Origin of the sequence: Allomuricauda sp. ARW1Y1, assembly GCF_013407935.1 — a bacterium.
In the GTDB taxonomy this organism is placed as follows: Bacteria; Bacteroidota; Bacteroidia; order Flavobacteriales; family Flavobacteriaceae; genus Flagellimonas.
Genome location: NZ_JACBZU010000001.1, coordinates 548,462 through 574,707, shown reverse-complemented (window position 1 = coordinate 574,707; position 26,246 = coordinate 548,462). Strand labels below are relative to the sequence as shown.

General features: G+C 44.8%; 30 protein-coding genes. 11 read left to right on the top strand and 19 right to left on the bottom strand.

Annotated elements, in window-relative coordinates; genetic code table 11:
• Positions 1-12: 12 nt before the first annotated feature.
• Positions 13-1,233, top strand: a complete 1,221-nt coding sequence (gene hflX / locus GGE08_RS02595; RefSeq protein WP_179383338.1) for a GTPase HflX — start codon at positions 13-15, stop codon at positions 1,231-1,233.
• 246 nt (positions 1,234-1,479) lie between these two features.
• On the opposite strand, the gene GGE08_RS02590 is transcribed toward hflX, so the two are convergent.
• Complete coding sequence (locus tag GGE08_RS02590; RefSeq protein WP_179383337.1) at positions 1,480-2,412, bottom strand: DUF3078 domain-containing protein; 933 nt, start codon at positions 2,410-2,412, stop codon at positions 1,480-1,482.
• 319 nt (positions 2,413-2,731) lie between these two features.
• On the opposite strand from GGE08_RS02590, the gene GGE08_RS02585 reads away from it, so the two are divergent.
• Positions 2,732-3,928, top strand: a complete 1,197-nt coding sequence (locus GGE08_RS02585; RefSeq protein ID WP_179383749.1) for an IS256 family transposase — start codon at positions 2,732-2,734, stop codon at positions 3,926-3,928.
• Positions 3,929-4,942: 1,014 nt separating this feature from the next.
• Here GGE08_RS02585 and GGE08_RS02580 read toward each other — a convergent pair.
• From GGE08_RS02580 to GGE08_RS02535, 10 genes are all read right to left on the bottom strand, one after another.
• Complete coding sequence (locus GGE08_RS02580) at positions 4,943-5,452, bottom strand: DUF2480 family protein (protein WP_179383748.1); 510 nt, start codon at positions 5,450-5,452, stop codon at positions 4,943-4,945.
• Positions 5,453-5,595: 143 nt separating this feature from the next.
• The gene (locus GGE08_RS02575) at positions 5,596-5,841 is read right to left on the bottom strand and encodes a TIGR03643 family protein (protein WP_179383336.1); all 246 of its coding nucleotides are present in this window, start codon (positions 5,839-5,841) and stop codon (positions 5,596-5,598) included.
• 35 nt (positions 5,842-5,876) lie between these two features.
• Positions 5,877-6,206: an iron-sulfur cluster assembly protein gene (locus GGE08_RS02570; RefSeq protein ID WP_179383335.1), complete on the bottom strand. Its 330-nt coding sequence runs from the start codon at positions 6,204-6,206 to the stop codon at positions 5,877-5,879.
• Positions 6,207-6,212: 6 nt separating this feature from the next.
• Entirely contained in the window at positions 6,213-6,635 is a 423-nt protein-coding gene (locus GGE08_RS02565; RefSeq protein WP_179383334.1) for a SufE family protein, read from the bottom strand.
• A gap of 66 nt (positions 6,636-6,701) precedes the next feature.
• On the bottom strand, positions 6,702-7,928 hold the full coding sequence (locus tag GGE08_RS02560; RefSeq protein ID WP_306456977.1) for an aminotransferase class V-fold PLP-dependent enzyme: 1,227 nt from the start codon (positions 7,926-7,928) through the stop codon (positions 6,702-6,704).
• 26 nt (positions 7,929-7,954) lie between these two features.
• Positions 7,955-9,271: a Fe-S cluster assembly protein SufD gene (gene sufD, locus GGE08_RS02555; RefSeq protein WP_179383333.1), complete on the bottom strand. Its 1,317-nt coding sequence runs from the start codon at positions 9,269-9,271 to the stop codon at positions 7,955-7,957.
• Between the two features lie 40 nt (positions 9,272-9,311).
• On the bottom strand, positions 9,312-9,719 hold the full coding sequence (locus GGE08_RS02550) for a four helix bundle protein (protein ID WP_179383332.1): 408 nt from the start codon (positions 9,717-9,719) through the stop codon (positions 9,312-9,314).
• A 30-nt stretch (positions 9,720-9,749) separates the two neighbouring features.
• Positions 9,750-10,502: a Fe-S cluster assembly ATPase SufC gene (gene sufC / locus GGE08_RS02545; protein ID WP_179383331.1), complete on the bottom strand. Its 753-nt coding sequence runs from the start codon at positions 10,500-10,502 to the stop codon at positions 9,750-9,752.
• A gap of 99 nt (positions 10,503-10,601) precedes the next feature.
• Positions 10,602-12,047: a Fe-S cluster assembly protein SufB gene (gene sufB / locus GGE08_RS02540; RefSeq protein ID WP_179383330.1), complete on the bottom strand. Its 1,446-nt coding sequence runs from the start codon at positions 12,045-12,047 to the stop codon at positions 10,602-10,604.
• Between the two features lie 40 nt (positions 12,048-12,087).
• Positions 12,088-12,417 carry an iron-sulfur cluster assembly accessory protein gene (locus tag GGE08_RS02535; RefSeq protein ID WP_179383329.1) on the bottom strand — a complete coding sequence of 110 codons (330 nt, stop codon included), beginning with the start codon at positions 12,415-12,417 and terminating at the stop codon, positions 12,088-12,090.
• 246 nt (positions 12,418-12,663) lie between these two features.
• Here GGE08_RS02535 and thiL point away from each other — a divergent pair, with 246 nt between their 5' ends.
• On the top strand, positions 12,664-13,710 hold the full coding sequence (thiL, locus tag GGE08_RS02530; RefSeq protein ID WP_179383328.1) for a thiamine-phosphate kinase: 1,047 nt from the start codon (positions 12,664-12,666) through the stop codon (positions 13,708-13,710).
• Positions 13,711-13,831: 121 nt separating this feature from the next.
• Here the strand turns inward: thiL and GGE08_RS02525 are convergent, their stop codons facing one another.
• Complete coding sequence (locus GGE08_RS02525; protein ID WP_179383327.1) at positions 13,832-14,086, bottom strand: hypothetical protein; 255 nt, start codon at positions 14,084-14,086, stop codon at positions 13,832-13,834.
• Positions 14,087-14,327: 241 nt separating this feature from the next.
• On the opposite strand from GGE08_RS02525, the gene brnQ reads away from it, so the two are divergent.
• A complete protein-coding gene (gene brnQ, locus GGE08_RS02520) occupies positions 14,328-15,635 on the top strand; it encodes a branched-chain amino acid transport system II carrier protein (RefSeq protein ID WP_179383326.1) in 1,308 nt (435 codons plus the stop codon).
• Here brnQ and GGE08_RS02515 read toward each other — a convergent pair whose 3' ends face one another.
• The 4 genes from GGE08_RS02515 to GGE08_RS02500 all read right to left on the bottom strand — a co-directional run bounded on the left by GGE08_RS02515 (position 15,636) and on the right by GGE08_RS02500 (position 18,463).
• Positions 15,636-16,241, bottom strand: a complete 606-nt coding sequence (locus tag GGE08_RS02515) for a class I SAM-dependent methyltransferase (protein ID WP_179383325.1) — start codon at positions 16,239-16,241, stop codon at positions 15,636-15,638.
• A gap of 17 nt (positions 16,242-16,258) precedes the next feature.
• A complete protein-coding gene (locus tag GGE08_RS02510) occupies positions 16,259-16,888 on the bottom strand; it encodes a cation transporter (RefSeq protein WP_179383324.1) in 630 nt (209 codons plus the stop codon).
• A gap of 63 nt (positions 16,889-16,951) precedes the next feature.
• The gene (locus GGE08_RS02505) at positions 16,952-17,131 is read right to left on the bottom strand and encodes a hypothetical protein (RefSeq protein WP_179383323.1); all 180 of its coding nucleotides are present in this window, start codon (positions 17,129-17,131) and stop codon (positions 16,952-16,954) included.
• Positions 17,132-17,170: 39 nt separating this feature from the next.
• Positions 17,171-18,463, bottom strand: a complete 1,293-nt coding sequence (locus tag GGE08_RS02500; RefSeq protein ID WP_179383322.1) for an aminopeptidase P family protein — start codon at positions 18,461-18,463, stop codon at positions 17,171-17,173.
• Between the two features lie 79 nt (positions 18,464-18,542).
• On the opposite strand from GGE08_RS02500, the gene GGE08_RS02495 reads away from it, so the two are divergent.
• Both GGE08_RS02495 and GGE08_RS02490 read left to right on the top strand, forming a co-directional pair.
• Positions 18,543-18,932, top strand: coding sequence for a DUF2721 domain-containing protein (locus GGE08_RS02495; protein WP_179383321.1), 390 nt, complete (start codon positions 18,543-18,545; stop codon positions 18,930-18,932).
• A gap of 182 nt (positions 18,933-19,114) precedes the next feature.
• Positions 19,115-19,543 (top strand): hypothetical protein, encoded by a 429-nt coding sequence (locus GGE08_RS02490; protein WP_179383320.1) that lies wholly within the window; start codon positions 19,115-19,117, stop codon positions 19,541-19,543.
• A gap of 8 nt (positions 19,544-19,551) precedes the next feature.
• Here GGE08_RS02490 and GGE08_RS02485 read toward each other — a convergent pair whose 3' ends face one another.
• Positions 19,552-20,442, bottom strand: a complete 891-nt coding sequence (locus GGE08_RS02485) for a RimK family alpha-L-glutamate ligase (RefSeq protein ID WP_179383319.1) — start codon at positions 20,440-20,442, stop codon at positions 19,552-19,554.
• 173 nt (positions 20,443-20,615) lie between these two features.
• Here GGE08_RS02485 and GGE08_RS02480 point away from each other — a divergent pair, with 173 nt between their 5' ends.
• Genes GGE08_RS02480 through GGE08_RS02465 form a run of 4 tightly spaced genes read left to right on the top strand, consistent with a single transcriptional unit; the run spans position 20,616 to position 24,599 of the window.
• Positions 20,616-21,281 (top strand): succinate dehydrogenase cytochrome b subunit, encoded by a 666-nt coding sequence (locus GGE08_RS02480; RefSeq protein WP_179383318.1) that lies wholly within the window; start codon positions 20,616-20,618, stop codon positions 21,279-21,281.
• A 2-nt stretch (positions 21,282-21,283) separates the two neighbouring features.
• Positions 21,284-23,287 carry a fumarate reductase/succinate dehydrogenase flavoprotein subunit gene (locus GGE08_RS02475; RefSeq protein ID WP_179383317.1) on the top strand — a complete coding sequence of 668 codons (2,004 nt, stop codon included), beginning with the start codon at positions 21,284-21,286 and terminating at the stop codon, positions 23,285-23,287.
• 7 nt (positions 23,288-23,294) lie between these two features.
• Positions 23,295-24,041: a succinate dehydrogenase/fumarate reductase iron-sulfur subunit gene (locus GGE08_RS02470; RefSeq protein WP_179383316.1), complete on the top strand. Its 747-nt coding sequence runs from the start codon at positions 23,295-23,297 to the stop codon at positions 24,039-24,041.
• 45 nt (positions 24,042-24,086) lie between these two features.
• Entirely contained in the window at positions 24,087-24,599 is a 513-nt protein-coding gene (locus GGE08_RS02465; RefSeq protein ID WP_306456976.1) for a very short patch repair endonuclease, read from the top strand.
• On the opposite strand, the gene GGE08_RS02460 is transcribed toward GGE08_RS02465, so the two are convergent.
• The gene (locus GGE08_RS02460; RefSeq protein ID WP_179383315.1) at positions 24,574-25,278 is read right to left on the bottom strand and encodes a helix-turn-helix domain-containing protein; all 705 of its coding nucleotides are present in this window, start codon (positions 25,276-25,278) and stop codon (positions 24,574-24,576) included. The two genes, GGE08_RS02465 and GGE08_RS02460, sit on opposite strands and share 26 nt — an antisense overlap.
• Before the next feature lie 140 nt (positions 25,279-25,418).
• Here GGE08_RS02460 and GGE08_RS02455 point away from each other — a divergent pair, with 140 nt between their 5' ends.
• Positions 25,419-25,739, top strand: coding sequence for a hypothetical protein (locus GGE08_RS02455; RefSeq protein ID WP_179383314.1), 321 nt, complete (start codon positions 25,419-25,421; stop codon positions 25,737-25,739).
• On the opposite strand, the gene GGE08_RS02450 is transcribed toward GGE08_RS02455, so the two are convergent.
• Positions 25,725-26,243, bottom strand: a complete 519-nt coding sequence (locus GGE08_RS02450) for a GNAT family N-acetyltransferase (RefSeq protein WP_179383313.1) — start codon at positions 26,241-26,243, stop codon at positions 25,725-25,727. The genes GGE08_RS02455 and GGE08_RS02450 overlap by 15 nt on opposite strands.
• Between the last annotated feature and the right edge of the window lie 3 nt (positions 26,244-26,246).

Sequence of the window (26,246 nt, the reverse complement as noted above, 5' to 3'; positions counted from 1 at the left end):
TAAATCCATTTGATGCTAGAAAAGAAGTCCATAGAATATGAAAAGGCGGTATTGATCGGTGTTTTGAACCAACATCAGGATGAAGACAAGGTAAAGGAATACTTGGATGAGTTGGAGTTTTTGACCTACACGGCCGGTGGCGAAGTGGCGAAACGATTTGTGCAGCGCATCGATGTACCCAACCCGAAAACCTATATCGGTAGTGGTAAAATGGAAGAGGTGCGTCAATATGTGAAGGAACACGAAATCGGTTCCGTTATTTTTGATGATGAACTCTCCCCTGCCCAGCAAAACAATATTGAAAAACTGCTCCGCTGTAAGGTGCTGGACCGAACTAGCCTTATCTTGGATATTTTTGCCCAGCGCGCACAGACGAGTTACGCCCGCACCCAAGTGGAATTGGCGCAGTACGAATATCTTTTACCTCGACTAACCGGGCTTTGGACGCACTTGGAACGACAAAGGGGTGGTATCGGAATGCGCGGACCGGGTGAAACGGAAATCGAAACGGATAGACGTATTGTCCGCGATCGCATTGCCCTTCTCAAAAAGAAATTGGCCAAAATCGACCGACAAATGGAAACCCAACGGGGCAACCGGGGTTCTTTGGTTCGTGTAGCTTTGGTAGGATACACCAATGTGGGTAAATCTACCTTAATGAACGTAATCAGCAAAAGTGATGTATTTGCCGAGAACAAACTCTTTGCAACCTTGGACACCACCGTTCGAAAAGTGGTTTTGGGCAACCTCCCTTTTTTGTTGAGCGACACCGTTGGTTTCATCCGAAAACTGCCCACCCAGTTGGTGGAGAGTTTTAAAAGTACCTTGGACGAAGTTCGAGAGGCCGACCTTTTATTGCACGTTGTAGATATATCCCATCCCAATTTTGAAGAGCACATCGCATCCGTCAACCAAATTTTGGACGAAATCGATAGTTCGGACAAGCCTTGCATTATGGTGTTCAATAAGATTGACCAGTACCAGCCCGAAACCATCGATGAAGATGACTTGGTCACGGAAAAAAACACGGCCCACTTTACCTTGGAGGATTGGAAAAAAACCTGGTTCAACAAGATGGGCGATAAGGCACTTTTTATCTCCGCTTTGAACAAGGAAAACATGGACGAATTCCGCAATCGGGTGTACGACGCGGTGAGGAACATCCATGTGACCCGTTTCCCTTACAACAACTTTTTGTATCCAGAGCATCTGGATGAATATAGTGAGGGGTAGACTTTATCGATGAACGGCAACCTATTGCCTATTTCACAACATTTTTGGACCTGTTCACAACAAAAGTTTAGGGCGTGACCACAGATGACCTACTTTCACCTTGTTTTTAAGTCATTTTAGTGTCACGCACAGATCTTACGGATCTTAACCTACTTAGACCATGGTCTTAAAAACTTGAAAAACATTTTTCACCCCACAAAAAAGCCCTCCGCAAAGAGGGCTTTTTTTGTATGCGAAGGTTGCGCATCAAAACTTGTAGCTCAACCCAAGGGTCCAGTACGTTTGCAGTTCGTTGTCAATGGTATCAAAAGTGGCATCCGGATTTGGTGTTGGAGCACTGTTCACAATATAATTGAGCGTTTCCTGCTTGTTGTTCCTCAAACCAAAATCAAAGCCCACCCCGATCATTTTCCAAAGGGTATAGCTAAATGAGTTGATCCAGGTCCAGTTGCTCAAATTGCTGCTCTCATAACTCTGAAAAAGGGAAAGGTTACTCTTAAAACTCACCGCCCCTATCTGTTTGGTATAGTCTGCAACGATCTTGGCACCCATGGACGATTCAAAAATGGTATCCTCGCTACTGAACACAAAGTTGTAGTTGAGCGGATGTATGACCACTACCAGGTCCGAAATGGGCGTCCACGTAGCACCCACACCCAAATCAAGGTAACCAGGGTCGTTAAAATTGCTCAATAAAGTGGTACGGTATTCCGCCAAGGCAGAAATCGCAAACTTCTCGCTTAGTTTTCTACCGTACAGGGAAGAAATATTGAAGACATCCGTAGCCTGTCGGAAACTGTCATCGTCGGTGGGGTCGTCCTTATCGTCCAGCTTTACCCAAGCTAGGTTTACATTGGCCGAATTTCTCCAAAAAAACTTCTCTTCTTTCAGGTTGGCAAAGGCATTTACGGTAAATCCGATGTTGCCAGAGGAGTTATTGGGTATGCCCTGCGCAAACCAATTATTGAATTCTGATAGGCTACCGCCAATCGTTCCAAAGGCGCCCACTTTCCAGCCGGGCAAGGCATCGAGTTTGGCCTGTAGGGCATCCACCCGCTTTTGAATGGCGGCAATGGAATCCTTTTTGGGAGCTATCTGGGCTTTTAGTTCTTCTTCGGTCTGTGCCGTGGCGTTGGCCAGCGCAAAACAGGCTACAAGGGCGAATAACAATTTTTTCATAGTATGGAGTTTACTGTTTAGACCGTAAAAATAAGAAATGTCACTTCGCAACCGCTATTTCTTCACAAACAAATGGGTTTGGGGTTTAGGGTTTAGGGTTTAGGGTTTAGGGTTTAGGGTTTAGGGTTTAGGTTAAAAAAGTGCTTTTAGGGAATTCTTACCAAACTGATGTTGGCGAAGTAACCGGAAAACTTAAACTCAAGTGTCAAGTTCAACACATAGGTTCAAAAAAAGGACTATCTCATAAAGTGTGTAAATAGAAAATTAGCGGGGGCATGCCCCCGCTAATTTTTTGTCTAATTTTAAATATTTGCACATTATGAAGAAAGAAGAATTGTTCAACGACGATTTCCTGAAGCAGTTCAAATCGGGAGACGAGCTCAACGGTTTTCTCAAGGAACTCCAGAAACGCGGTATCGAGAAGATGCTGGAGGGGGAACTGGACGGCCATCTGGATTACGAAAGGCACCAGAGGTCCAAGGACGGCAACTCCCGTAACGGGCACTCCAAAAAGAAGGTGCGTACCTCCTTCGGGGAGTCCGAGATATCCGTCCCAAGGGACAGGGATGCCAGTTTCAACCCCATGGTCGTCCCCAAGCGGGGCAACATGGTGGACGGCATCGAAAATGTCATCGTATCGCTATATGCCAAGGGGATGTCGGTAAGTGATATAGAGGAACAGATACATGAGGCCTATGGTTTTGAGGTATCCACATCGACCATATCAAGGATAACCGAAAAGGTGGCGGAGGACATTGTAGCCTGGCAGAACCGACCCTTGGAGCCGGTCTATCTTATCGTATGGATGGACGGGATCGTCTTCAAGGTCAGGGAATCCTCCAAGGTGATCAACAAGACCGTGTACGTGGCCGTGGGCCTGCGCAGGGACGGGAAAAAGGAAGTGCTCGGCCTTTGGCTGGGCAAGAACGAATCGGCGGCCTTCTGGATGTCGGTGCTTACCGATATCAAGGCCCGTGGCACCGAGGACATCCTGATCACCGCCACCGACAACCTGAACGGGTTCACCGATACCATCAGGAACGTCTTCCCCGAGTCCAGAACCCAGATATGCGTGGTGCACCAGATACGCAATGCCTGTCGCTACGTGGTATGGAAGGACAAAAAAGCGTTCACCGCCGACATGAAGGGCATCTACAACGCGCCCAACGAAAAGGCCGCAAAGGCCGCCCTGGAGGACTTCGCCCAAAAATGGGAGGGCAAGTACTCCTATGCCATAAGGAGCTGGAGGGAAAACTGGGACGAACTCACCGTGTTCTATGAGTTCCCCCTCGAGATACGAAAGATCATCTATACCACCAACCTTATAGAGAACCTGAACGGGAAGATCAGGAAGTACACCAAGAACAAGCTTTCCTTCCCCACCGACGATGCGGTGATGAAATCCGTATATTTGGCAACAAGGGAGGCCACCAAGAAATGGTCCATGCCCATCAGGAACTGGGGCATCATTTTAAACCAGTTCCTTACGATCTATGAAAAAAGGGTCAGGCTCTAGAAAAGCCCAACCCCCGTTATTTTCAACTTACACACTTATTGGGATAGTGTCTCAAAAAAAGGTCATTTCGACATGAGGCACGAAGTGACGATTGAGCAATCTGATTGAAAAACTCAAGTTCAAGTTCAAAAAACTGCCCTCTTGGGTCTTGATTCTTGTCTCCTGTTTCTTGGCTGCTCACTGAACTAGTTCTCGATACATTTTTTGCCTCTTTTTTTACAAAAACCGCCAAAAAACACTCGAACTGACAAGTTCAACTGCCTACTGCAAACTGCCAACCGACTCTTTACCCGTAACTCGCAACTCTAAACTCCTAACTCCCGACTGCAAACCGTCTACTTCCCATCAAACCAAGTCTATTTTCTATCGTCTTTCCTCTCCTGATTCTTAATTCCTGCCTCTTGGCTGCTCACTGAACTAAGTTCTCGATACATTTTTGCCTCGTTTTTTTGCAAAAACCGTCAAAAACACTCGAACTGACAAACTATCTTACAAGACTAACTACTACCTGACTTCCGACTCCCGATAGATTTCTCGACTGCCCCTTCGACTCATTTCGACTTCGTTCAATGACCAACGCTCAGGGTGACAGCTCGAAATGACAAAGAACCCTATTCGTGCCAATTCGTGTAATTTGTGTCTACTGCCCACTGCTGCCTGACTTCCGATTTCCAATAGATTTCTCACATTCGTTCGAAATGACAAAGAACCCTATTGGTGTTAATTCGTGAAATTAGTGTCAACCATCCACTGAACGTCTGCCCACCAAACCAAGTCTATTTTCTGTGGTCTTTTCTCTCTTGGGTCTTGTTTCCTGGTTCTTGGTTCCTAACTCGCAAAACGAAACACGCAACTCTCAACTTCGGACTCCCTAAAGATTTCTCGACTGCCCCTTCGACTCATTTCGACTTCGCTCAATAACCAACGCTCGGGGTGACAGCTCGAAATGACAGTTTAACATCCCTCTCAACTGCGTACCGAACTACTGCCTACTGCTTACTGAACCACTGAAATCTATTTCTTTCGTTTAAAAAGCGGCACTGAGGAACAAGCTTCGCCATACATCACGCTTTTGGCCACTTCTTGGATGCGGGCAACGGCCATGAGGTAGGCATTCTCGGGAACGGGTTTGTGGGAACACCCTTTAATGATAACAGGTTTATCGGTAAATTCCGTAACGTCCAATTGCTCCAAAATAGGTTGGTAAAGTGCGGTTTCCAAATCTTGCAGGCTACCTTGGACCACTTTTTTGGCATAAGGTTGCAATTTGGAAGCTACAAGCATAAAGGCCCAACCGGGCACTATGGCGTCCGAGGAACATTGTAAGGCTACGTAAGCGTCTTGATAAGCTGTCCAATCGTGCGCCTCCACGTGGGCACGAAACTCCTTTTCACGCAAAATAAAGCCTTCATAGAGCCAATCTGCAATGTCCAACACCTTACGCTCCCCTTCGGGATAGTAATCCTCTAGGTTGAAGGTGATCAACTTGCTTTGGGCTACTCTGTTTATAATTTCATCTTCCATACTGTCATTCCCATGAAAACGGGAATCCTTTTCAAATTGACTTGGTTTCAATAACACGCTTCGGCTACGCTCAGCGTCCGTGTGGTTGTTTGGTTTACAAGTATTATCCATTCAGTGCCAAAACCAATATGGCGTTGTATCCATTATAATTTTTGATTCTGCGATCGGAATCTATTGGCCGGAGAGGTTTTTTGGTGCTTTGTTTTTCTGCCTTTTACCCGTTTGCGCCACAGTTCAAAAGAAGAACGCTTCAAATGGGTACGCATCACCTCGCGCACATCGTTCTCCTTTAAGCCAAACTGAAATTCGATGGCTTCAAAAGGAGTCCTGTCTTCCCAGGCCATTTCAATAATTCTATCAATTTCCCTAACCGTTAATTCCTCTGACATTATGATTTATGATTTTGGAATTATTTCTGGACAGTTTACAACAATCCGAGTTCGAGTTTGGCCTCTTCGCTCATCAATTCCTGCGTCCAAGGTGGGTCGAAAGTGATTTCCACTTCTACGTCTTTCAACACATCGATGGATTTAACTTTTTCCTCTACTTCCACGGGCAAGGTTTCGGCCACGGGACAGTTGGGCGAGGTAAGGGTCATCAAAATCTTTACTTCGTAATCCTCGTTTACGAACACGTCGTAAATTAGACCCAGCTCGTAAATGTCTACTGGAATCTCTGGGTCGTAAATGGTCTTGAGCACCTTTACGATTTTTTCGCCCAGTTCCTGTGTATCTATGGTAGTTTCTTCGCTCATTCTTAGTTATTTTAACTGTGTTTGATAAGCCACTGCGTACAATTTGAGCTGCTTGATCATACTCACCAATCCATTGGCGCGTGTGGGAGACAAATGTTCCTTTAATCCTATTTCATCAATAAAATCCACATTGGCATCGATAATGTCCTGTGGTTTTTGATGACTGAAAGCCCGGATCAGTATGGCAATGATGCCCTTGGTGATGATGGCATCGCTATCCGCCGTAAAAACCAATTTGTCGCCTTCCAATTCGGCGTGTACCCACACCTTGCTCTGACAACCTTTAATGATGTTGTCATCGGTCTTATATTTTTCTTCTATCAACGGAAGTGACTTTCCAAGCTCTATCATGTATTCGTACCGCTGCATCCAGTCGTCGAACATGGAAAACTCGTCTACTATCTCTTCCTGTATCTCTTTTATGGTCATGCGATTGTTTTGTTCAAAAGTACAACCCAGTGTACTTCAATTCAAGTGTTTGTGCCTTCTCTTTGGCTATAACAACATATTTTTGGCGCGTTTTACCCCTTCCACCAATCGGTCCACTTCTTCCTTGGTATTGTAAAAACTAAAACTGGCCCTTACCGTACCGGGAATCTTATAAAAGTCCATGATGGGCTGCGCACAGTGGTGTCCAGTGCGGACGGCAATGCCCAGTTTGTCCACAATGGTACCGATATCGTACGGGTGAATCCCTTTTATATTAAAAGAGATGACCGAAGTTTTGTTTGCCGCAGTACCGTATATCTTCAACCCATCGATTGTAAGCAATTCCTCGGTAGCATACTGCAACAATTCATTTTCATATTGGGCAATGGCATCAAAACCGATATGGTTCATATAGTCCAAAGCGGCCCCAAAAGCGATTCCACCGCAAATGTTGGGTGTTCCGGCTTCAAATTTATGGGGCAGATCGGCATAGGTGGTCTTTTCAAAGGTTACCTCGGCAATCATTTCGCCTCCTCCTTGATAGGGGGGCAATTTTTTGAGCCACTCTTCTTTTCCATACAGCATTCCTACACCAGTAGGGCCACACATTTTGTGGGCAGATACCGTGTAAAAATCTACATTCAAGGCTTGCATATCAGCTTTGATGTGCGGTGCGGCCTGGGCTCCATCAATCAAAACCGCGGCTCCTGCCTTGTGGGCGGCATCAATAATTTTCTTTATGGGGTTGATGGTGCCCAACGCATTGGATACGTGGTTGCAGAACACCAACTTGGTCTTTTCTGACAATAGCTTGTGGTATTCCTCCATGACGAGTTCCCCGTTCGTGTTCATGGGTATCACTTTCAAAATGGCACCCGTGCGTTCGCATAGCATCTGCCAAGGGACAATGTTGGAATGGTGCTCCATGGCAGAAACCAATACTTCATCCCCTTTTTTCAAGAACGATGTAAAACCATTGGCCACTAAGTTAATGGCATCCGTGGTTCCTGAAGTAAAAATTACCTCGTGTGCCTTCGCAATATTGAAATGCTTCTGGATTTTTTGACGGGCAGCTTCGTAGGCATCCGTGGCTTCTTGTGACAGCGTGTGCACCCCACGGTGAATGTTGGCGTTATAGCCCTGATAATAGTCCACAATCACATCGATTACCTGCTGTGGTGTTTGCGAGGTAGCCGCATTGTCCAAATATACCAAGGGCTGCCCGTTCACCTTCCTGTGAAGGATGGGAAAATCCTTTCTAATGGCGAGTATGTCCAGAGTTGTCTCTATCATTGTAAGGTTAAGGCTAAAAATTGAGCTTACAGGTCAAATCCCATACGCACTCCCAATTTATCGGCGATAATCTTATTGATTCGCGCCTTTAGTTCGGGAATTCGTACACTTTCCAATACGTTGTTGGCAAAAGCGTACATCAATAGGGCCTTGGCCTCTTTTTTGGGTATTCCCCTTGACCGTAGGTAAAACAATGCTTCTTCATCCAACTGGCCAATGGTGCATCCATGGGAACATTTTACGTCGTCCGCAAAAATCTCCAATTGTGGTTTGGAGTTGATGGTCGACTTATCGCTCAACAAAATATTGTTGTTCTGCTGAAAGGCATCCGTTTTTTGGGCAATCTTGTCCACAATGATTTTTCCATTGAACACCCCTGTAGAACTGTCCCCGAAAATCCCTTTGTAATCTTGGTGGCTCTCACAATTAGGCTGTGCATGGTGCACCAAGGTGTGATGGTCCACATGCTGTTTGTCGCCCAAAATGGTGACCCCTTTCAAAGTAGAGTCTATCCGCTCGCCATTCTGATAAAAGTTCAGGTTGTTGCGGATCAATTTACCTCCCAAAGAGAAGGTATGCACCCGCACTACGCTACTGTCCTTTTGCGAAATATAGGTATTGTCCACCAATGAAGCGGTGGGCTCGTCATTCTGTACCTTGTAATAATCGATGATGGCATCTTTTCCGGCAAAAATTTCGGTCACGGAGTTGGTGAACACCTCATTTCCCGTTAAACTTTGGTGCCTTTCAATAATCTGGACCTCAGCGTTGTCCTCTGCCACGATCAAATTACGCGGTTGCAACATCAAGGCTGGCTCTTTGCCCGTAGCCAAATGTAGAATTTGGATGGGCTTTTTGGGCATTTTGTTCTTGGGGATATAAATGTATGCCCCTTCCTTACAAAAGGCAGTGTTCAAGGAGGTCAACGACTCATCCTTGGAGGCCGCTTTATTGAAATATACTTCAATGATGGGTTGATACATCGGCTTGCTGAATGCCGAACTCATCAAACAGACATCCACCCCGTCATGCGTTGTTTCTGATAGGTAAGAGCTGTACACCCCATCCACAAATACGATTTTATAGGTGTCAATCTCGTGCAGGAAATATTTTTTGACATCCTTGTACTCCAACGAGGTCTCGTGTTTTGGAAAGATGCTGAAATCCACTTTCTGCAATCCTTTCAACGAGGTGTATTTCCAAGCTTCCTCCTTTTTGGTGGGAAAGCCCTTGGTCTCAAAATTTTTGATGGCATGGGAACGTTCTTCGTGAACTGGATGATCTAAATCCATTCCGTCCTCAAAAGCAAAAAAAGAGGAGACTAATTTTTCCTTTAAATCCATTTTTTTAATGTTTCAGGTTAAGGATTTCAGGTTTCAGGTTTCAGGTTTCAAGCTGATTCTCCTTAAACTTTACTCCTTTAAAATCCTTTTTATTCAAATAGTTGATGAAGTTTGCAATTTTCCGACTTAGGATTTCGTATTCCGAAGTCAGTTTTTGCAGTTCATCAATGGTGATATAATTATTATCAAAAACTCGGTACAATTGTGATCTTGCTTCACCGGCAGAACCTTTTGCAATAGAAAGAAATTGTCTGAATTCCAAGTTGCCATCCCTCTCAAAGCCCTCAGTGATATTGTCCATTACAGAACCCGATGACGCCTTTATCTGATCCCTCAGTCTAAAATGATTCTTTAATTCTGTATCATTTGCGATACGGATGATATCTTGGCATAGCTTTCTGGCTTCCTGCCAGATTTCTAAATCTTCAAATCTCTTTATGGTAGCCATTGATTAGGAACAACATTAAACGTGAAACTCCTAAACTACAGCATCCTCTTTCAGCCAATCGTAACCTTTCTCTTCCAACTCCAACGCCAATTCCTTGGTTCCGGATTTCACTATTTTTCCATTGTGCAATACATGTACAAAATCCGGCACGATGTATTCCAGCAAACGTTGGTAGTGGGTAATTACGATAATGGCGTTATCCTTGCTGCGCAATTTGTTTACCCCGTTCGCCACGATACGAAGGGCATCAATGTCAAGTCCGGAATCAGTTTCGTCCAAAATGGCCAATTTGGGTTCCATCATCGCCATTTGGAAAATCTCGTTACGCTTCTTTTCACCTCCAGAGAAGCCTTCGTTCAAGGAACGGGAAAGAAATTTCCTGTCGATTTCCAACATTTCGGACTTTTCACGAATCTTTTTCAGCATTTCGTTGGCCGGCATATCTTCCAAGCCTTGTGCTTTTCTGGATTCGTTGATAGCGGTCTTCATGAAGTTGGTCACCGATACCCCTGGGATTTCAACTGGATATTGGAAGGAAAGGAACACTCCTTTGTGCGCTCTTTCCTCTGGTGAAAGTTCTCCCAAATCTTCTCCTTCCAAGAGAATGGTTCCTTCGCCCACCTCAAACTCTTCTTGACCTGCAATTACTTCGGCCAAGGTGCTTTTCCCAGAGCCGTTGGGGCCCATAATGGCGTGCACCTCTCCCGCATTTACTTTCAGGTCTATTCCCTTAAGGATTTCCTTGTCCTCTACGCTTGCGTGTAAATTTTTTATTTCTAGCATGATTTCTCTTCTTCAAAAATTATGTTCTATCTTAAAATTTGTGATTTCGACTTCGCTCAATCGCCAAATCGGGTTTTGGGTGGTTGAGCGTAGTAGAAGCTACCCAACGGAGCCTTCCAAACTGATTTCCAATAGTTTTTGGGCTTCCACGGCAAATTCCATGGGAAGTTTGTTGAGCACTTCCTTACTAAATCCGTTTACGATCAACGCAATGGCCTTTTCGGTATCGATTCCCCTTTGGTTGCAATAGAAAATTTGGTCCTCACCAATTTTACTGGTCGTAGCCTCATGCTCTATCTGTGCCGTTTTGTTTTTGGCTTCAATATAAGGGAAGGTGTGAGCTCCGCAGCGATTGCCCATCAAAAGGGAATCACACTGGGAGAAGTTCCTGGCGTTTTCGGCACGGCTGTTCACCTGTACCAATCCTCGATAGCTGTTTTGTGACTGGCCTGCGGAAATTCCCTTGGAGATTATGGTACTCTTGGTGTTTTTTCCTAAGTGAACCATCTTGGTTCCTGTATCGGCCTGTTGAAAATTATTGGTTACCGCAATGGAATAGAACTCCCCAATGGAGTTGTCCCCTTTCAAAATGCAGGATGGATATTTCCAGGTCACGGCTGAACCGGTCTCAACTTGTGTCCAAGAAATCTTGGCGTTCTTTTCGCAAAGTCCACGTTTGGTCACAAAGTTGAAAACGCCCCCTTTACCTTCGTTGTTACCGGGGTACCAGTTTTGTACCGTGGAATATTTGATTTCTGCATTGTCCAGCGCAATGAGCTCAACCACTGCAGCGTGCAATTGGTTTTCGTCACGCATGGGCGCCGTACAACCTTCGAGATAACTCACATAACTGCCTTCTTCGGCAACCACCAAAGTTCGTTCGAACTGTCCTGTTCCCGCTTGATTGATACGGAAATAGGTGGAAAGCTCCATCGGACATCTAACCCCTTTAGGAATATAGCAGAAGGACCCATCGGAGAATACCGCAGAGTTCAGGGCCGCATAAAAATTATCCTTTTTGGGCACCACAGTACCTAGATACTTCTTTACCAATTCCGGATGTTCTTGGATGGCCTCGGAAATTGAGCAGAAAATGATTCCTTTCTCGGCCAAGGTCTTTTTAAAGGTGGTGGCCACGGAAACGGAATCCATCACTATATCCACGGCAACCCCAGCCAGTTTCTTTTGTTCGTCAACGGAAATGCCCAACTTCTTGAAGGTCTCCAGCAATTCAGGGTCTACTTCGTCCAAGCTGTTGTACTTCGGCTTTTTATTCGGGGCGGAATAATATGAAATATCCTGAAAATCAGGTTTCTTGTATTTCACATTGGCCCATTCGGGTTCCTCCATTTCCTGCCATGCACGAAAGGCTTCTAATCGCCACTCCGTCATCCAATCGGGTTCCTCCTTCTTTTTGGAAATGGCAATCACGATGTCCTCGTTCAGCCCTTTGGGCAACGTATCCGATTCAATATCTGTGTAGAAACCATACTCGTATTCCTTGGTTTCCAGTTCTTTCTTTAATTCTTCCTCTGTATAAGCCATATATCTTTAAGTTAGCCAATTACAGGCCTTTAGTCAATGTTTATAGTGAAAAACTTTCTCCACATCCGCAGGTTCTTTGGGCATTGGGATTGTTGAACACAAAACCTTTACCGTTCAAACCTCCGGAATATTCCAATGTGGTGCCTACCAAATACAGAAAACTCTTTTTGTCCACAATGATTCTGACCTCATTATCTTCAAAAACCTTATCTGTATCCGCTGCGGATTTGTCAAATTTCAATTCATAAGACAATCCACTGCACCCTCCGCTCTTTACGCCAACACGCACAAAATCGGTGGTCGCATCAAAACCTTCCTCGGTCATGAGTGACACTACTTTATGCTTGGCCGATTCCGAAACCTTAATCATCTTACTTGTATTTAATCTAAATAGCCTACAAATATACTGTTTAAGAAGGGTTTTACCATAGCAACTAACATTATTATAACGTATGATTCGATAGGCGTTTCCTATGGAAATTCGCATAGATTCATACCTTACGCCCATACATGGCGATTCCACAAGGCTTTTTCGTGATTTTGACCTAGTTACGCCAAAAAAATTAATGTTCCACCCTAAACCTAAATTTACGATAATCCTCATTATTTTTGCAAAATGCTAGAAGACAAGAATCAAGAACGAACTTCATTGGAAGAATTGGGCGAATTTGGCCTGATAGAACACCTTACCAAAAACTTTGAACTCCAACAGCCTTCCTCCATTATAGGCGTAGGCGACGATGCCGCCGTAATGGATTATAACGGCAAAAAAACCATTGTTACCACCGACATGCTGGTGGAAGGAGTCCATTTTGATTTGAGCTATATGCCCCTAAAGCATCTGGGCTATAAGTCGGTGATGGTGAACCTGTCGGACGTGTATGCCATGAATGCCATGGCCACACAAGTCACGGTTTCTTTGGCAATCTCCAACAGATTTCCTTTGGAAGCACTTGAAGAGTTTTATGAAGGCGTTGCCTTGGCGTGCAAATTGTACCATGTGGATTTGGTAGGGGGAGATACCACTTCCTCCACACGGGGAATGATCATTAGTGTTACGGCGATCGGCGCGGCAGACGAGAATGACATTGTTTACCGTAAAGGGGCAAAGCCCAACGATTTGTTGGTGGTGACCGGGGATATTGGCGGTGCCTACCTTGGACTTCAGGTTTTGGAGCGGGAGAAAGAAGTTTTTAAGGTCAACCCCAACAGCCAGCCCGACCTTGAGCCTTATTCCTACATCGTGGAACGGCAATTAAAGCCAGAAGCCAGAAAAGATATTGTGGAACTGCTCAAAAAACTGGAAGTAAAACCTACCTCCATGATCGACATCAGCGATGGTCTTTCTTCGGAAGTCATACATTTGTGCAAGCATAGCAATACAGGCTGTAATGTTTTTGAGGATAAAATCCCGTTAGATCCTACGGTAATTTCCGCTTCGGAAGAGTTTAAGATGGATAGCACCATGATTGCCTTGAGCGGCGGAGAGGATTACGAGTTGTTGTTTACCATCGACCAGGCAGATTTCCCAAAAATCAAGGGCAACCCCAATTTAACGGTTATCGGCCACATGACCGAAAAGAGCGAAGGCATCCATTTGGTGAGCAGGGCCAATACCAAGATTCCAATTACCGCACAGGGCTGGAACTCGTTCAACAAATAAAAAAAATCCCGAAAATCAAGACTTCCCTACATCATGGCATTGGGGCACGCAACCATTAGCAGCAGGTAATAACTTAAGTTTTCGGGATAAGATTTGGGCCTTTTCCTAAATCAAAAAAGGGCTATGCCACTTGGTGCACCACCCTGTTTTTGCGTTTTCTGTACATATCTTCCAAAGTACTGTTGATCTCTTGCATTTGAGGTGTCAGTGCAGAGAGTTTGCCACTTACATCGGTAGTGACCTCTTTTTGGCAGTGGATGCATTTGTACTCCTTAATGTGTTGGGTCACCTTTTTGGAAACCACGTAATGATGGCCGAACAAACTGCAGAAGAAGGAGGTGAATTTGTTGCCATGTTGCATAGTAGTTGTTTTCATTAGCTGGTGTTGTTTGGAGAAAAGCACTGGATTACGAAATGGGGCTTCGAAAAATGCTTAATTTGGTTCGTAGTTTTATGTTATAGAAATATGAGTTTAATACGTTTATTTTTATAGGAACGGATGTTGATAACTTTTTATTTCACCTTTATCTCGATAAAACATTTTTTTCGATGAAATACCATAAAATCGTTGAAAAGCTGTCTTTTTCCGCTCAAAAACACTTTTGTAAGATACCGTATTGAAAACAAATTATCAACAACCCATCAATAAAAAATCGTTAACGATTACGGCTTTTGCCCTTTTTTCCCTCTTTTTTGGCGCGGGCAACCTTGTTTTACCTCCACTTTTGGGGTTTAAGTCGGGCAATTTATGGTGGCTGGTCACCTTGGGGTTTTGCATTTCGGGAGTACTCATTCCTATTTTGGGCATTGTAGCACACGCCAAACTGCAGGGCACCTTGTTCGATTTTGGCAAAAAGGTATCGCCCCGTTTTAGCATCATCTACTGCTACCTTATTTATGCCATCGCCATTGCATTGCCATCACCCAGAACCGCTTCGGTAACACACGAAATGGCCATTCAGCCCTTTTGGGATGCCCCCTCTTGGCTCACGAGCCTGGTATATTTTTTGTTGGTGTTCGTGTTTGCCATCAATCGCAGTAAAATGCTGGATGCCTTGGGCAAATTATTGACGCCGGCAATCCTCATCATTTTGGTGCTGATGATAGCCACTGCCGTCTTTGGTTTTGATTTTGAAATGGTCCCGTCCACGATGGACCGTCCATTTAGTTCGGGCATATTGGAAGGCTATCAAACCTTTGATGCCATTGGGGCCGTAGTGGTAGGCGCGGTAATCATTATTTCCATCAACCTGAAGGAAAAAACCGCATCGTTCGAGGAAAAGCGAAGACTCATTGGCAGAGCTGGACTTTGGGCGGGCATTGGGCTGTTTTTGGTTTACGGCGGACTTATTCTTACGGGATCCGTTTTTGGAAATACGTTTGATGCCGATATCTCTAGAACCACGCTTTTAAGGAGCATTAGTATGGCAACCTTGGGAAGCACTGCCAATCTTTTCCTGAGTATTTTGGTGAGTTTGGCCTGCTTTACCACCGCCGTCGGTATTGTTACGGGTACCTCAGATTTTATAAAAGGTCGGTTTAACGATTCCATCTGGGCCTACCGCATTACGGCCTTCTTAGGCTGTGTGCTTGGGGTGCTCATTGGTCAGTTTAATGTGGGGTACATCATATTGGTGGCGGTTCCCTCGCTCATGTTCATCTATCCCATCACCATTGTGCTGATTTTGTTGAACGCCGCTCCTTCGGCCTGGAGTTCGACCAGGGTGTTTCGAAGTGTTGTTCTGGTCACGGCCATTTTTAGTGTTCCCGACTTTCTGGGAAGTTTGGGATGGGGAGAACAAATAGCTCCCGTTGTCGATTGGATTCCGCTAAGCGAACATCAAATGGGATGGGTTTTGCCCGCCTTGGTTGCTTTTGTAGTGGCAAACTTGATTTTTGGAAATAAACCAATAGTCCAAGAATAATTACAACCTTCTTTTAAAACTGCAGAAGAGAAAATGCTGTGTTGTCCCAAATGGTGTTTGGTGATGTTCGGTTTGGCATTCCACCTTTTCAAATTCTTGGAAAGTAGCTTCCATTTGACCCACATTATATTGTTTGATAGGAAGACCACTACATTTTTCAGGGCCATTTTCAGAAAAGGTACCGATAATCAAATGACCCTGTACCGATTCGTTCACTAAATCTACATAGGATTGAATCTGTTCTGGCTCTGTCAAAAAATGAAAAGCAGCACGGTCATGCCACACATCGTAGTTCTCTTTTGGTTGAAATGAGATGATATCGGCCTCTATCCATGTTACCTTTTTAGCGTGTTCGCCCAATCGTTCTTTGGCGCGCTCCAATGCCTTTCCAGAAATGTCCAACACGGTAATATCCTCAAAACCTTCATCCAGCAAAAAATCGACCAACTTGCTATCGCCTCCGCCCACGTCTATGATTTTTGAATTCTTTTTCAGGGACAGGGAATGGATAAGGTCCAACGAAATTTTCGGCACTTCTTGTGTCCAACTGACCTCCTCCGGCGTTTTGGTGCCATAAACTGTTTCCCAATGTTCTTTTTTATTCAATACGTGATTTTTAAGGTTTAATCGCAAGCACAATGTTTGTTGCTCCTTGCCTTTTCAAAGCATTCCTTTCCTTCGGAAAAAGCGAAATAGGCCAAGCCCAAGGTACCTATACTATCTATATATGGAATCTTAAAAAGTTCATAGATACCGCTACTGACCAATAAAATGATCGACATGTACACACAAACCAAGGTACAGTTGGCATCGGCCAAAATAGGAGCTGAATTGAGTTGGCGCCCCACCTTTCGCTTCCACCAGACCAAAATCCACATCACCAGTATGGAAATGGTTGAAATGACAACGCCCCAAAAGGTAGTCAAGGGTTTGTGGCCTGTCCAAATATTGTAAACACTGGAAACCACCAATCCAACGACCAACAAATAAAATGCTACGCCTGTGATTCGAAGGGCGGTTCGTTCAAAATTATCACGGTTGCTATCGGGGTTTCGTTGGATGCGCAGGATCATGTGGGCAATACCCAATCCTGAAATGACCTCGATAAAACTATCCGTACCAAAACCAAAAAGCGCAAGACTTTCATCCTCAAACCCAAGATAGGTAGAGATAATCCCTTCCGCCACATTGTAAAAAATGGTAAAAAGGGCAAGCGCAAAGGCGGTTCGGTATAGTTTGTACTGATTTGACATATTCCGTTACATTAAGCCATTTGATGGAACATTTCTTTTTGGTGATCGACCAAACTGACTAACTTACTCCGAGTCTCGCTTCTTTTTATTGTAGTAATAAATGGCATACGCAATGCCAGCCAGTACCACAAAGGGCAGGTAACTCCCAATAACCACCCCGATTTCATAGGCACTATCTGGGGCTTCTTCCATCTTTTTTTCGATGGTCGATTGTTGCATCAACCACACTAGGCTCGTTCGCATTCTTCTTTTGTCTCTCTAAATTCTAAAATCAGAATCTGACTATTTGTTCATCAATTCCTCGATTTCCTCGATTTCTATGGGGATGTTGCGCATCAAATTAAAGGGCTCTCCCTTTTCTTGGATGACCACATCATCTTCCAAACGGATTCCCATTCCCTCGGCGGGAATGTAAATACCGGGCTCCACGGTGAACACCATATTGGCTTTCATCGGTTTTTTCAACTCCCCGTAATCGTGGGTGTTCAATCCGATGTGGTGGCTGGTACCGTGCATGAAGTACTTTTTATAGGCAGGCCAGTCTGGATTTTCATTTTGCACATCGGCCTTGTCCAACAATCCAAGTCCTATCAATTCGGAGGTCATGAGTTTTCCCACCTCTTTATGATATTCGGCCCACAGGGTTCCGGGCACCAACATTTTGGTTGCCTCCTCCTTTACACGAAGTACTGCGCTATACACTTCCTTCTGTCTGGCCGTGAATCTTCCGTTCACAGGAATGGTACGGGTCATGTCGCTGGAATAGTTGGCGTATTCAGCTGCAAGGTCCATCAAGATCATATCGCCGTCCTTCACCTGTTTGTTGTTTTCCAAATAGTGGAGCACGTTCGCATTGTTGCCCGATGCAATGATGGGACTGTAGGCAAACCCTTTGGAGCGGTTCCGAATAAATTCGTGCAGATATTCGGCCTCAATTTCGTGTTCCCATACGCCAGGCTTCACAAATTCCAGCACTCTTCTAAACCCTTTTTCGGTAATGTCGCAGGCCCTTTGCATCAATTCGATTTCCTCTGGTTCCTTTACCCCGCGAATATTTTGCAAAATGGGATTGCTTTTGGCCCATTGGTGGGCAGGGTATTCCTTTTTTACTTTTTCGATGAAGCGGTCTTCCCTAGTCTGGGTCTCCACTGCTTGGCGGTAATGTTCATTGGTGTTGAAGTAGATGGTATCCGCCTCCGTCATCAAATCAAAAAATATCTTGTCAAATTCGGTAAGCCAATACACTGTTTCAATGCCTGAAACCTCCGTTGCTTTTTCCTTGGTGAGTTTTGCTCCTTCCCAAACGGCAATATGGTCGTTGGTTTCCCGCACAAACAGAATTTCCCTGTGCTTGGCATCCATGGCATCGGGAAAAAGCAGCAAAATCGTTTCCTCTTGATCAGCACCGCTCAGATAAAAAAGGTCCCGGTCCTGCTCAAAAGGCAAGGTGCTATCCGCACCAATGGGATAAATATCGTTGGAATTGAAGACCGCAATGCTCTTTGGCCGCATTTGTGCCACGAATTTTTTACGGTTCTTTATAAAAAGGTTGCTGTCTATCTGAGTGTATTTCATAGTTGTGATTTGATTTGCTCAAATGTAGGTAATTGCGTTACCGAAGACAAATCCTTACCTTCCCAATCAAATTGAAAAAATGGAGCTCAACCTTAGTATTCCCGCACTGCTTTTTCCCGCCATTTCGTTGACCATGTTGGCTTACAACGCACGTTACTTGGCCATTGCTGCATTGATCCGCCAGTTGCACAAGCAGTTTGAGGAAACTTCGGCGCCACCTCTAAAACAACAAATCAACCAATTGCGGACGCGATTGGGCATCATCAAGAACATGCAGGCCACTGCCATCGTGAGTTTTTTGTTGGCCGCCGTTACCATGTTCTTGATCTATGTGGAAATGCGGGTCTGGGCCAATGTAATTTTTGGCATCAGTCTGGTTTTTTTGATGATTTCTTTGATCCTTTCCCTTCTAGAAGTACAACTTTCCACTAAAGCCTTGGGGATTCAGCTCAAAAACATGGAGAAATAATACGGGATTCCAACCAGATGTGTAGGAATTTTACGTATTTCATTTCTCCCAAAATAGCATCCGTCAATTGAAAAGGCCCATACGTCAATTCGGAAGGCGCATCGGTCAATCGGTGCCCAAAAATACCTTTAGCCCCATGTACCTTTGATCCATCATTATAGATGTATCAGACGTAAACAATTATGCAAAAGGTAAGGGATTTGGCAATTTTTAAAAAAATAAAGGAGGTCCGGGAGTACGAATTCGGTGTCTTTTACTTTTTTGATGGATTGGTCATCTCCGAAATGAGTGAAGGTGCCACTTTCGATTGGGACAAGGCCGAAAAAATAATCAGCGTGGCCTACGAAATTTTAGGAAAGGATAAACCTGTGGCTTACATCAGCAATCGAATCCATGACTACTCCGTGGTGCCCACGGACTGGCTCAAGTTCTACAAAAACCGACATCATCTAGAGTTCTACTCCATTGTGGCCTATAATAAAAGCGGTTTGGCCAGTGTTATTTTGGAAAAGATGTTCTTCAGAAACAAAATCAAGCAGTTTTCCGATTTGGAAGATGCCGTACAATGGAGCTTGGCCAAGGTCAGTGAAAAAATGAACATGTCGGCCTGAATCTAAAATTATTTGCGACTGTTTCTTCCGTGCTTTTCTACATAACGTACAATGTGCTTAGCCACGTTGATACCCGTGGCGGCCTCTATCCCTTGAAGACCCGGAGACGCGTTTACCTCAATCAATAAAGGGCCATTTTTTGATCGAATCAAATCCACACCTGCTACGCCCAATCCCAAGTGTTTGGTTGCATTAATGGCTATGAACTTTTCGCGTGGTGTTAATTGTACGGCTTCCACTGCGGCTCCTCGGTGCACATTGGACCTAAAGTCGTCCAAGCCGCTGGTACGTTTCATGCTGGCGACAATTTTTTTGCCCACTACAATAATCCGAAGGTCTTCCCCATTGGCCTCGGCAATATATTCTTGGAGTAAAATACTCGTGTTCATGTTGTAGAGGGTATCGATTACCGATTTTGCCGACTTTTTGCTTTCCGCCAAAATAACACCCTTGCCTTGGGTGCCCTCTTGCAGTTTTATAATGACCGGCGCTCCGCCCAAAAGCTCAATCTGGTCCTCTACATTGTAGGGATTGATGGAAAACACCGTTTTGGGGACAGGAATGCCTTTTTGGGACATCATCTGTAGGGTAGCGACTTTGTTCCGTGCTCGGGTAATGCCCAATGATTTGGCGGTGGTGAACACATGGTTCAGCTCAAACTGCTTTACGATAGCCGATCCGTGCCGAGTTACCGTAGTCCCAATTCGTGGTACAATGGCATCAAACTCGTCGGTGATGTTCTCTGTTCCTATATAAATCTCGGGACGGTCCCCGCCCAACTGCACCGAACATTTGGTATGGTCCACGTGCTCCACATAATGCCCGGCCCGCTCAAACTCCTCAGCAATCCTAGCCGTGGAATACACGTTAAGGCTTACGGATAAAATGGCAACATCCATGTTTTTTTGTTTGATTTTGGATTCATTGGTAATATCGGTCAAATTTCCGGGATGGCGATATCGAGGGTTTAAATCACATTAGCTTAAAATGAATCTAAATAACCTGCTTTACGATGTTGAAAGCTTGTTAAAAACTCCTTCGTGCCGTAAATTTGTGTAAAAACTGACTTCTAATGAGTTTGATAAAATCTTCGTTGGCCCGAAAGTACGTAATGGCTCTATCGGGTCTTTTTTTGGTTGTTTTTCTCACGCAACATCTTACTATCAACATTACTTCGGTCATTGACCCGGAAACCTTTAACTCCTGGTCCCATTTTATGGGCTACAATCCATTGGTGCAATTTGTACTTCAACCCATTTTGATTGCTGGGGTAATCATCCACTTTGTGATGGGTTTTGTGTTGGAAATCCAGAACAGAAAAGCTAGGGATGTGGGCTATGTAAAGTATAATGGCGCTGCCAATGCACCATGGGCTTCCCGTAACATGATTTACTCAGGTTTGGTGGTATTGGCCTTTTTGGCGTTGCACTTCTACGATTTTTGGGTGCACGAGATGGCCTACAAGTACATCGAGGCCAACCCACAGGACCCAACGCGTTACTACGCCGAAACCGTTGAAAAGTTCGCTCCAGTTTGGAGAACCGTGCTTTATGCGGTATCCTTTGTGCTGCTGGCCCTTCATTTATGGCATGGCTTCGCCTCCTCTTTCCAATCCATGGGTGTAAACAACAAGTACACTGCTGGATTTAAAAAATTTGCTAAAATATTCGCGGTCGTGGTACCCTTGGCCTTTGCATTCATCGCCGTTTACCACCACCTTAACCCAATAACACATTAAGTATGGGCATATTGAATTCCAAAGTTCCATCTGGACCCTTAGCGGACAAATGGACCAAGCATAAAAATGAAATTGACCTAGTCAACCCCGCCAACAAGCGAAACATTGATATTATTGTCGTTGGTACTGGATTGGCCGGGGGCTCCGCTGCAGCCACTTTGGCAGAGCTGGGCTACAATGTAAAAACATTCTGTTATCAAGATTCGCCTAGAAGGGCGCACTCCATTGCGGCCCAAGGAGGCGTGAACGCAGCCAAGAACTATCAAGGGGATGGCGACAGTGTTTACCGTCTTTTCTACGACACCATCAAAGGAGGTGACTACCGTTCCCGAGAGGCCAACGTGTACCGTTTAGCGGAAGTATCCACCAACATTATTGACCAATGTGTTGCCCAAGGAGTTCCCTTTGCAAGGGAATATGGGGGATTATTGGACAACCGTTCCTTTGGAGGGGTTTTGGTTTCCAGGACCTTCTACGCCAAAGGGCAAACCGGTCAACAGTTATTGTTGGGTGCCTACGCCGCCATGAACCGTCAAATCCAACGAGGTAAAATCAAATCGTACACGCGTCATGAGATGTTGGACTTGGTTTTAGTAGATGGTAAGGCCCGAGGCATCATTGCCAGGAACTTGGTGACCGGTGAAATCGAAAGACATTCTGCGCATGCCGTTGTCATCGCTTCCGGAGGATATGGAAACTTGTTTTACCTTTCCACCTATTGTATGGGCGCCAACGTTATGGCTGCCTGGAGAACACACAAAAAAGGTGCTTTCTTCGCCAACCCGTGTTACACACAAATCCACCCGACCTGTATTCCGGTTTCGGGAGACCATCAATCCAAATTGACCTTGATGTCCGAATCACTGCGAAACGACGGTCGTATTTGGGTGCCCAAAAAATTGGAAGATGCCCAAGCCATTCGCGAGGGTCGTCTAAAGCCTACCGAATTGGCGGAAGAGGATAGGGATTACTATTTGGAAAGACGTTATCCTGCCTTCGGTAACTTGGTGCCACGGGACGTTGCCTCAAGAGCTGCCAAGGAACGATGCGATGCTGGATTCGGCGTGAACAAAACTGGCGAGGCAGTATACCTCGATTTTGATTCGGCCATAATGCGTTATGGAAGGGAAAAAGCAATGACCTCTGGAATGAAGGATGCAGACGACAAAACCATTCGCGAGCTCGGTGAAAAAATAGTGGAGGCGAAATATGGTAACCTCTTCCAGATGTACGAAAAGATTGTGGACGAAAACCCATACAAAACTCCTATGAAGATCTATCCAGCGGTGCACTACACCATGGGAGGTCTTTGGGTGGATTACAACCTGCAAACCACCATTCCTGGGTGTTATGCCGCAGGAGAGGCCAACTTTAGCGACCACGGTGCCAACCGTTTGGGTGCATCGGCTTTGATGCAAGGTCTGGCCGATGGATATTTCGTGCTTCCATACACCATCGGGGATTATTTGTCTGATGATATTAGAACTGGACCCATTCCTACGGACTCTCCTGAATTTGATGCAGCGGAAAACGATGTTCGTGAGCGCATCAAAAAATTGATGTCGGGTAGCGGTATCCACACGGTGGATTATTACCATAAGAAATTGGGTAAAATCATGTGGAACAAATGTGGAATGTCCCGAAACGAAAAAGAGCTCAAAGAGGCCATTGAAGAAATCGCCGCCTTGCGCAAGGATTTCTGGGAAAACGTAAAAGTTCCCGGAACACCGGATTCCAAGAACCAAGAATTGGAAAAAGCAGGTCGTGTGGCCGATTTCTTGGAACTGGGCGAGTTGTTCGCGAAGGATGCCCTGCATAGAAATGAATCCTGTGGAGGACATTTCCGTGAAGAGTATCAAACAGAAGAAGGCGAGGCCCTTCGTGATGACGAAAACTTTAAATACGTGGCCGCTTGGGAATACGCAGGCGAGCCCAAAGATGCCAAATTGCACAAAGAAGATTTGGAATACGAGAATATCAAAGTAAAGACACGTTCATATAAATAAAATTGCTATGAAATTATATTTAAAAATATGGCGTCAAAAAGATGCGAACTCCAAAGGAGCGATGGTCGACTACACCCTTGATGGGGTAGAAAAGGACATGTCCTTCTTGGAGATGTTGGATATTTTAAACGAGGATTTGATCGCCAAGGGTGAAGAGCCTGTGGAATTCGACCACGATTGCCGCGAAGGTATCTGTGGTACATGTTCGTTGATGATCAACGGACGTCCCCACGGTCCAGATTCTTTGATTACGGCCTGTCAGCTGCACATGCGAAGTTTTAATGATGGGGACGAAATCGTAATTGAACCTTGGAGGGCCAAAGCGTTTCCTGTGATCAAGGATTTGATTACAGATCGCAGTGCTTTCGACCGCATCCAACAGGCTGGTGGTTATATTTCCGTAAACACTTCGGGACGACCAGTGGATGCCAACGCCATTCCTATTGAAAAGGAGCATGCCGATGATTCCTTTAATGCCGCTACTTGTATTGGTTGTGGTGCCTGTGTGGCCGCTTGTAAAAATGCGAGTGCCATGTTGTTTACCTCAGCCAAAGTATCCCAGTTTGCCCTATTGCCACAGGGACAGGTAGAAGCTGCAGAGCGCGTTCAGAACATGGTGCGCCAAATGGATTTGGAAGGATTCGGTAACTGCACCAATACTGGTGCTTGCGAAGTAGAGTGCCCTAAAGGTATTTCTTTGGAGAACATTGCACGTATGAACCGCGAATACTTATCCGCTACGTTGAAAGGATAAATCGTATCATATTTTATTATAGAGAACCCAAATTCCAAAAGGAGTTTGGGTTTTTTGTTATATTATGGTATGTCCAAAGAGTATCCAAAAGAACGCATTAAAGTACCCCGTTTCAACGAGGAATCAGGTTTTTACACCACTCCTCAGCGCTCCAAGATTATGGGAAAAATTCGTGGTAAAAATACCAAGCCGGAGCTCGCCTTTAGGAAAGCATTGTGGCAATCGGGCTACCGATACCGCATCGATTATAAAAAGCTTATCGGTAAGCCAGATATTGCCCTTAAAAAGTATAAAACCGTCATTTTCATTGATGGGGAATACTGGCACGGCCATAATTGGGAGAAGCGCAGGGAGAAAATCAAAACGAATCGGGAGTTCTGGATTCCAAAAATCGAACGGAACATGCAGCGTGACCATGAGGTAAATCAAGCCTTAAAAGAAAAGGGTTACACGGTGTTTCGGTTTTGGGAAACGGAAGTAAAGAAAAACTTGGACGATTGCCTCGAAGAGGTGCTTACCCACCTCAATCAAGTCAAAGCTGCTTTTTCACAATCCTGAACACCTGCAACACATCGTCCAACGGCAACTCAAAATCCTGAAATTCCGGCGAAGTGTTTAGGTTATGGCAAAGCAAGGCCCTTTTGTCCTTGTTATACCCTGTAAGCCGCTTACAGATAATCCGGTCCAAACAAACAAGTATGTAAGATTCGTTCCAAAAGGTCTCCTTGTTCCGGGCCAAGGACTCTTTTTTCACTTCCAATCCAAGGACATACGACTTGTTGGGAATGGATGCAGCGCTGGAGTCGTTCATGGAGTCGCCGGAGACTTCAAAAATACGATGGGGTTCCTCGGTCAAGAAATCAATAATGAACCCTCCTTGGAATGGATTGGTGAATTTGTCCGTCTTTAATGATTTGATATACTTTTGATGCCACTCCACCAGCACCAAAGGAGCCATTACCAAATATTTTCCATGCTCCAAGGGGTAGAATACACTACCATGTTTGGTAAACGGTTGTCGTCGGGTATAGGCCTCTCCCATATCGTTCACCTCGTGCATGTAGAGCTCGGCGATGGTAAGACCAAAATATTCGGCAATCTTGGTCAAATTTTTTATAGGAATGTTGGCATCCTTTCTTTCGTAGAGCTGAATCGTGCGTAAACTCACGCCAATTTCCTCACCCAATTGCGATTGACTAATATTATTTTTTCGTCTTAATTGCTTAATTATATACATTTATTTCTATATTGTGTAATATTGTTACGCAATAAGCGCTCAACGCAGCAATTTCTCTAGTTTTCTGTAATTGGGTTACAGGCCAAATATAGAAAATAGGATTTGACCCCAACATATAATTATTTAAACTCGAATTATATATGGGTTCCATTAAAGGCCTAGGGCCATTTCTAGAAAAAGATTCCATTTTTACGGAAGAGGATTACGGAAAACCGATCAGCGAGCGACTGTCCCAAGTGCTCCGCCGTAATGCAACCAAAAACGATTTTGCCAATATTGCTATTCAGAGCAATGTAAGCTTTTCAACCATTCGGGATGTGGTGTACCGTACCAACAGCTTGACCAAAGTGAACGCAATGGCGATTTCCTTGCTCATCCATGCGGCTTTTGAAAATTCCTTTGCCTACAAATTGCAGGCCGAAGGGGACATTATGTTCTTGAGCAACTTACTTAAGGTCTAAGCGCAGGAGCCAATCGGTCTGTTTGTCGTTTCCAATGTAATAGGGATGCTCACCAAATTTGACAAACCCATGGCGTTTGTAAAAGGCTATGGCCTTTGGATTATGCTCCCAAACCCCTAGCCAAATGAATTCTTTATGGAATTTTTTTGCAATGGACTCGATTTCATTTAACATCCAGGCACCAATTTGCATGCCTTGATATTCCCGGGCCACGTAAATGCGCTCTATTTCCATCGCTCGCGGATGATGCACGTCCGTTTGGGCGGAAGCTACATTGAGTTTCATGTAGGCTACCCGTTTGGATGAGTTGTGTACAAAATAAAAATGGGTGTAGATATTGGACAATTCCTTGGCAAGTTTCCGGGGGTGGAAGGCTTTTTGAAGATATGCCTTAAAGTCCTCTGGATTATTGTCTTTTTCAAATGCTTCGGCAAAGGTAGTTTTGGACATTTCCACCAGATCATCCAGATCGGTCAAGGTACATTTGCGAAGCGATAGGTGCATAGG

Excerpts from the sequence above, each read along its gene's own strand:
- hflX (WP_179383338.1), top strand. The coding sequence starts at position 13 with ATGCTAGAAAAGAAGTCCATAGAATATGAAAAGGCGGTATTGATCGGT.
- GGE08_RS02590 (WP_179383337.1), bottom strand. The coding sequence starts at position 2,412 with ATGAAAAAATTGTTATTCGCCCTTGTAGCCTGTTTTGCGCTGGCCAAC.
- GGE08_RS02585 (WP_179383749.1), top strand. The coding sequence starts at position 2,732 with ATGAAGAAAGAAGAATTGTTCAACGACGATTTCCTGAAGCAGTTCAAA.
- GGE08_RS02580 (WP_179383748.1), bottom strand. The coding sequence starts at position 5,452 with ATGGAAGATGAAATTATAAACAGAGTAGCCCAAAGCAAGTTGATCACC.
- GGE08_RS02575 (WP_179383336.1), bottom strand. The coding sequence starts at position 5,841 with ATGTCAGAGGAATTAACGGTTAGGGAAATTGATAGAATTATTGAAATG.
- GGE08_RS02570 (WP_179383335.1), bottom strand. The coding sequence starts at position 6,206 with ATGAGCGAAGAAACTACCATAGATACACAGGAACTGGGCGAAAAAATC.
- GGE08_RS02565 (WP_179383334.1), bottom strand. The coding sequence starts at position 6,635 with ATGACCATAAAAGAGATACAGGAAGAGATAGTAGACGAGTTTTCCATG.
- GGE08_RS02560 (WP_306456977.1), bottom strand. The coding sequence starts at position 7,928 with ATGATAGAGACAACTCTGGACATACTCGCCATTAGAAAGGATTTTCCC.
- sufD (WP_179383333.1), bottom strand. The coding sequence starts at position 9,271 with ATGGATTTAAAGGAAAAATTAGTCTCCTCTTTTTTTGCTTTTGAGGAC.
- GGE08_RS02550 (WP_179383332.1), bottom strand. The coding sequence starts at position 9,719 with ATGGCTACCATAAAGAGATTTGAAGATTTAGAAATCTGGCAGGAAGCC.
- sufC (WP_179383331.1), bottom strand. The coding sequence starts at position 10,502 with ATGCTAGAAATAAAAAATTTACACGCAAGCGTAGAGGACAAGGAAATC.
- sufB (WP_179383330.1), bottom strand. The coding sequence starts at position 12,047 with ATGGCTTATACAGAGGAAGAATTAAAGAAAGAACTGGAAACCAAGGAA.
- GGE08_RS02535 (WP_179383329.1), bottom strand. The coding sequence starts at position 12,417 with ATGATTAAGGTTTCGGAATCGGCCAAGCATAAAGTAGTGTCACTCATG.
- thiL (WP_179383328.1), top strand. The coding sequence starts at position 12,664 with ATGCTAGAAGACAAGAATCAAGAACGAACTTCATTGGAAGAATTGGGC.
- GGE08_RS02525 (WP_179383327.1), bottom strand. The coding sequence starts at position 14,086 with ATGAAAACAACTACTATGCAACATGGCAACAAATTCACCTCCTTCTTC.
- GGE08_RS02510 (WP_179383324.1), bottom strand. The coding sequence starts at position 16,888 with ATGTCAAATCAGTACAAACTATACCGAACCGCCTTTGCGCTTGCCCTT.
- GGE08_RS02505 (WP_179383323.1), bottom strand. The coding sequence starts at position 17,131 with ATGCGAACGAGCCTAGTGTGGTTGATGCAACAATCGACCATCGAAAAA.
- GGE08_RS02500 (WP_179383322.1), bottom strand. The coding sequence starts at position 18,463 with ATGAAATACACTCAGATAGACAGCAACCTTTTTATAAAGAACCGTAAA.
- GGE08_RS02495 (WP_179383321.1), top strand. The coding sequence starts at position 18,543 with ATGGAGCTCAACCTTAGTATTCCCGCACTGCTTTTTCCCGCCATTTCG.
- GGE08_RS02490 (WP_179383320.1), top strand. The coding sequence starts at position 19,115 with ATGCAAAAGGTAAGGGATTTGGCAATTTTTAAAAAAATAAAGGAGGTC.
- GGE08_RS02485 (WP_179383319.1), bottom strand. The coding sequence starts at position 20,442 with ATGGATGTTGCCATTTTATCCGTAAGCCTTAACGTGTATTCCACGGCT.
- GGE08_RS02480 (WP_179383318.1), top strand. The coding sequence starts at position 20,616 with ATGAGTTTGATAAAATCTTCGTTGGCCCGAAAGTACGTAATGGCTCTA.
- GGE08_RS02475 (WP_179383317.1), top strand. The coding sequence starts at position 21,284 with ATGGGCATATTGAATTCCAAAGTTCCATCTGGACCCTTAGCGGACAAA.
- GGE08_RS02470 (WP_179383316.1), top strand. The coding sequence starts at position 23,295 with ATGAAATTATATTTAAAAATATGGCGTCAAAAAGATGCGAACTCCAAA.
- GGE08_RS02460 (WP_179383315.1), bottom strand. The coding sequence starts at position 25,278 with ATGTATATAATTAAGCAATTAAGACGAAAAAATAATATTAGTCAATCG.
- GGE08_RS02455 (WP_179383314.1), top strand. The coding sequence starts at position 25,419 with ATGGGTTCCATTAAAGGCCTAGGGCCATTTCTAGAAAAAGATTCCATT.
- GGE08_RS02450 (WP_179383313.1), bottom strand. The coding sequence starts at position 26,243 with ATGCACCTATCGCTTCGCAAATGTACCTTGACCGATCTGGATGATCTG.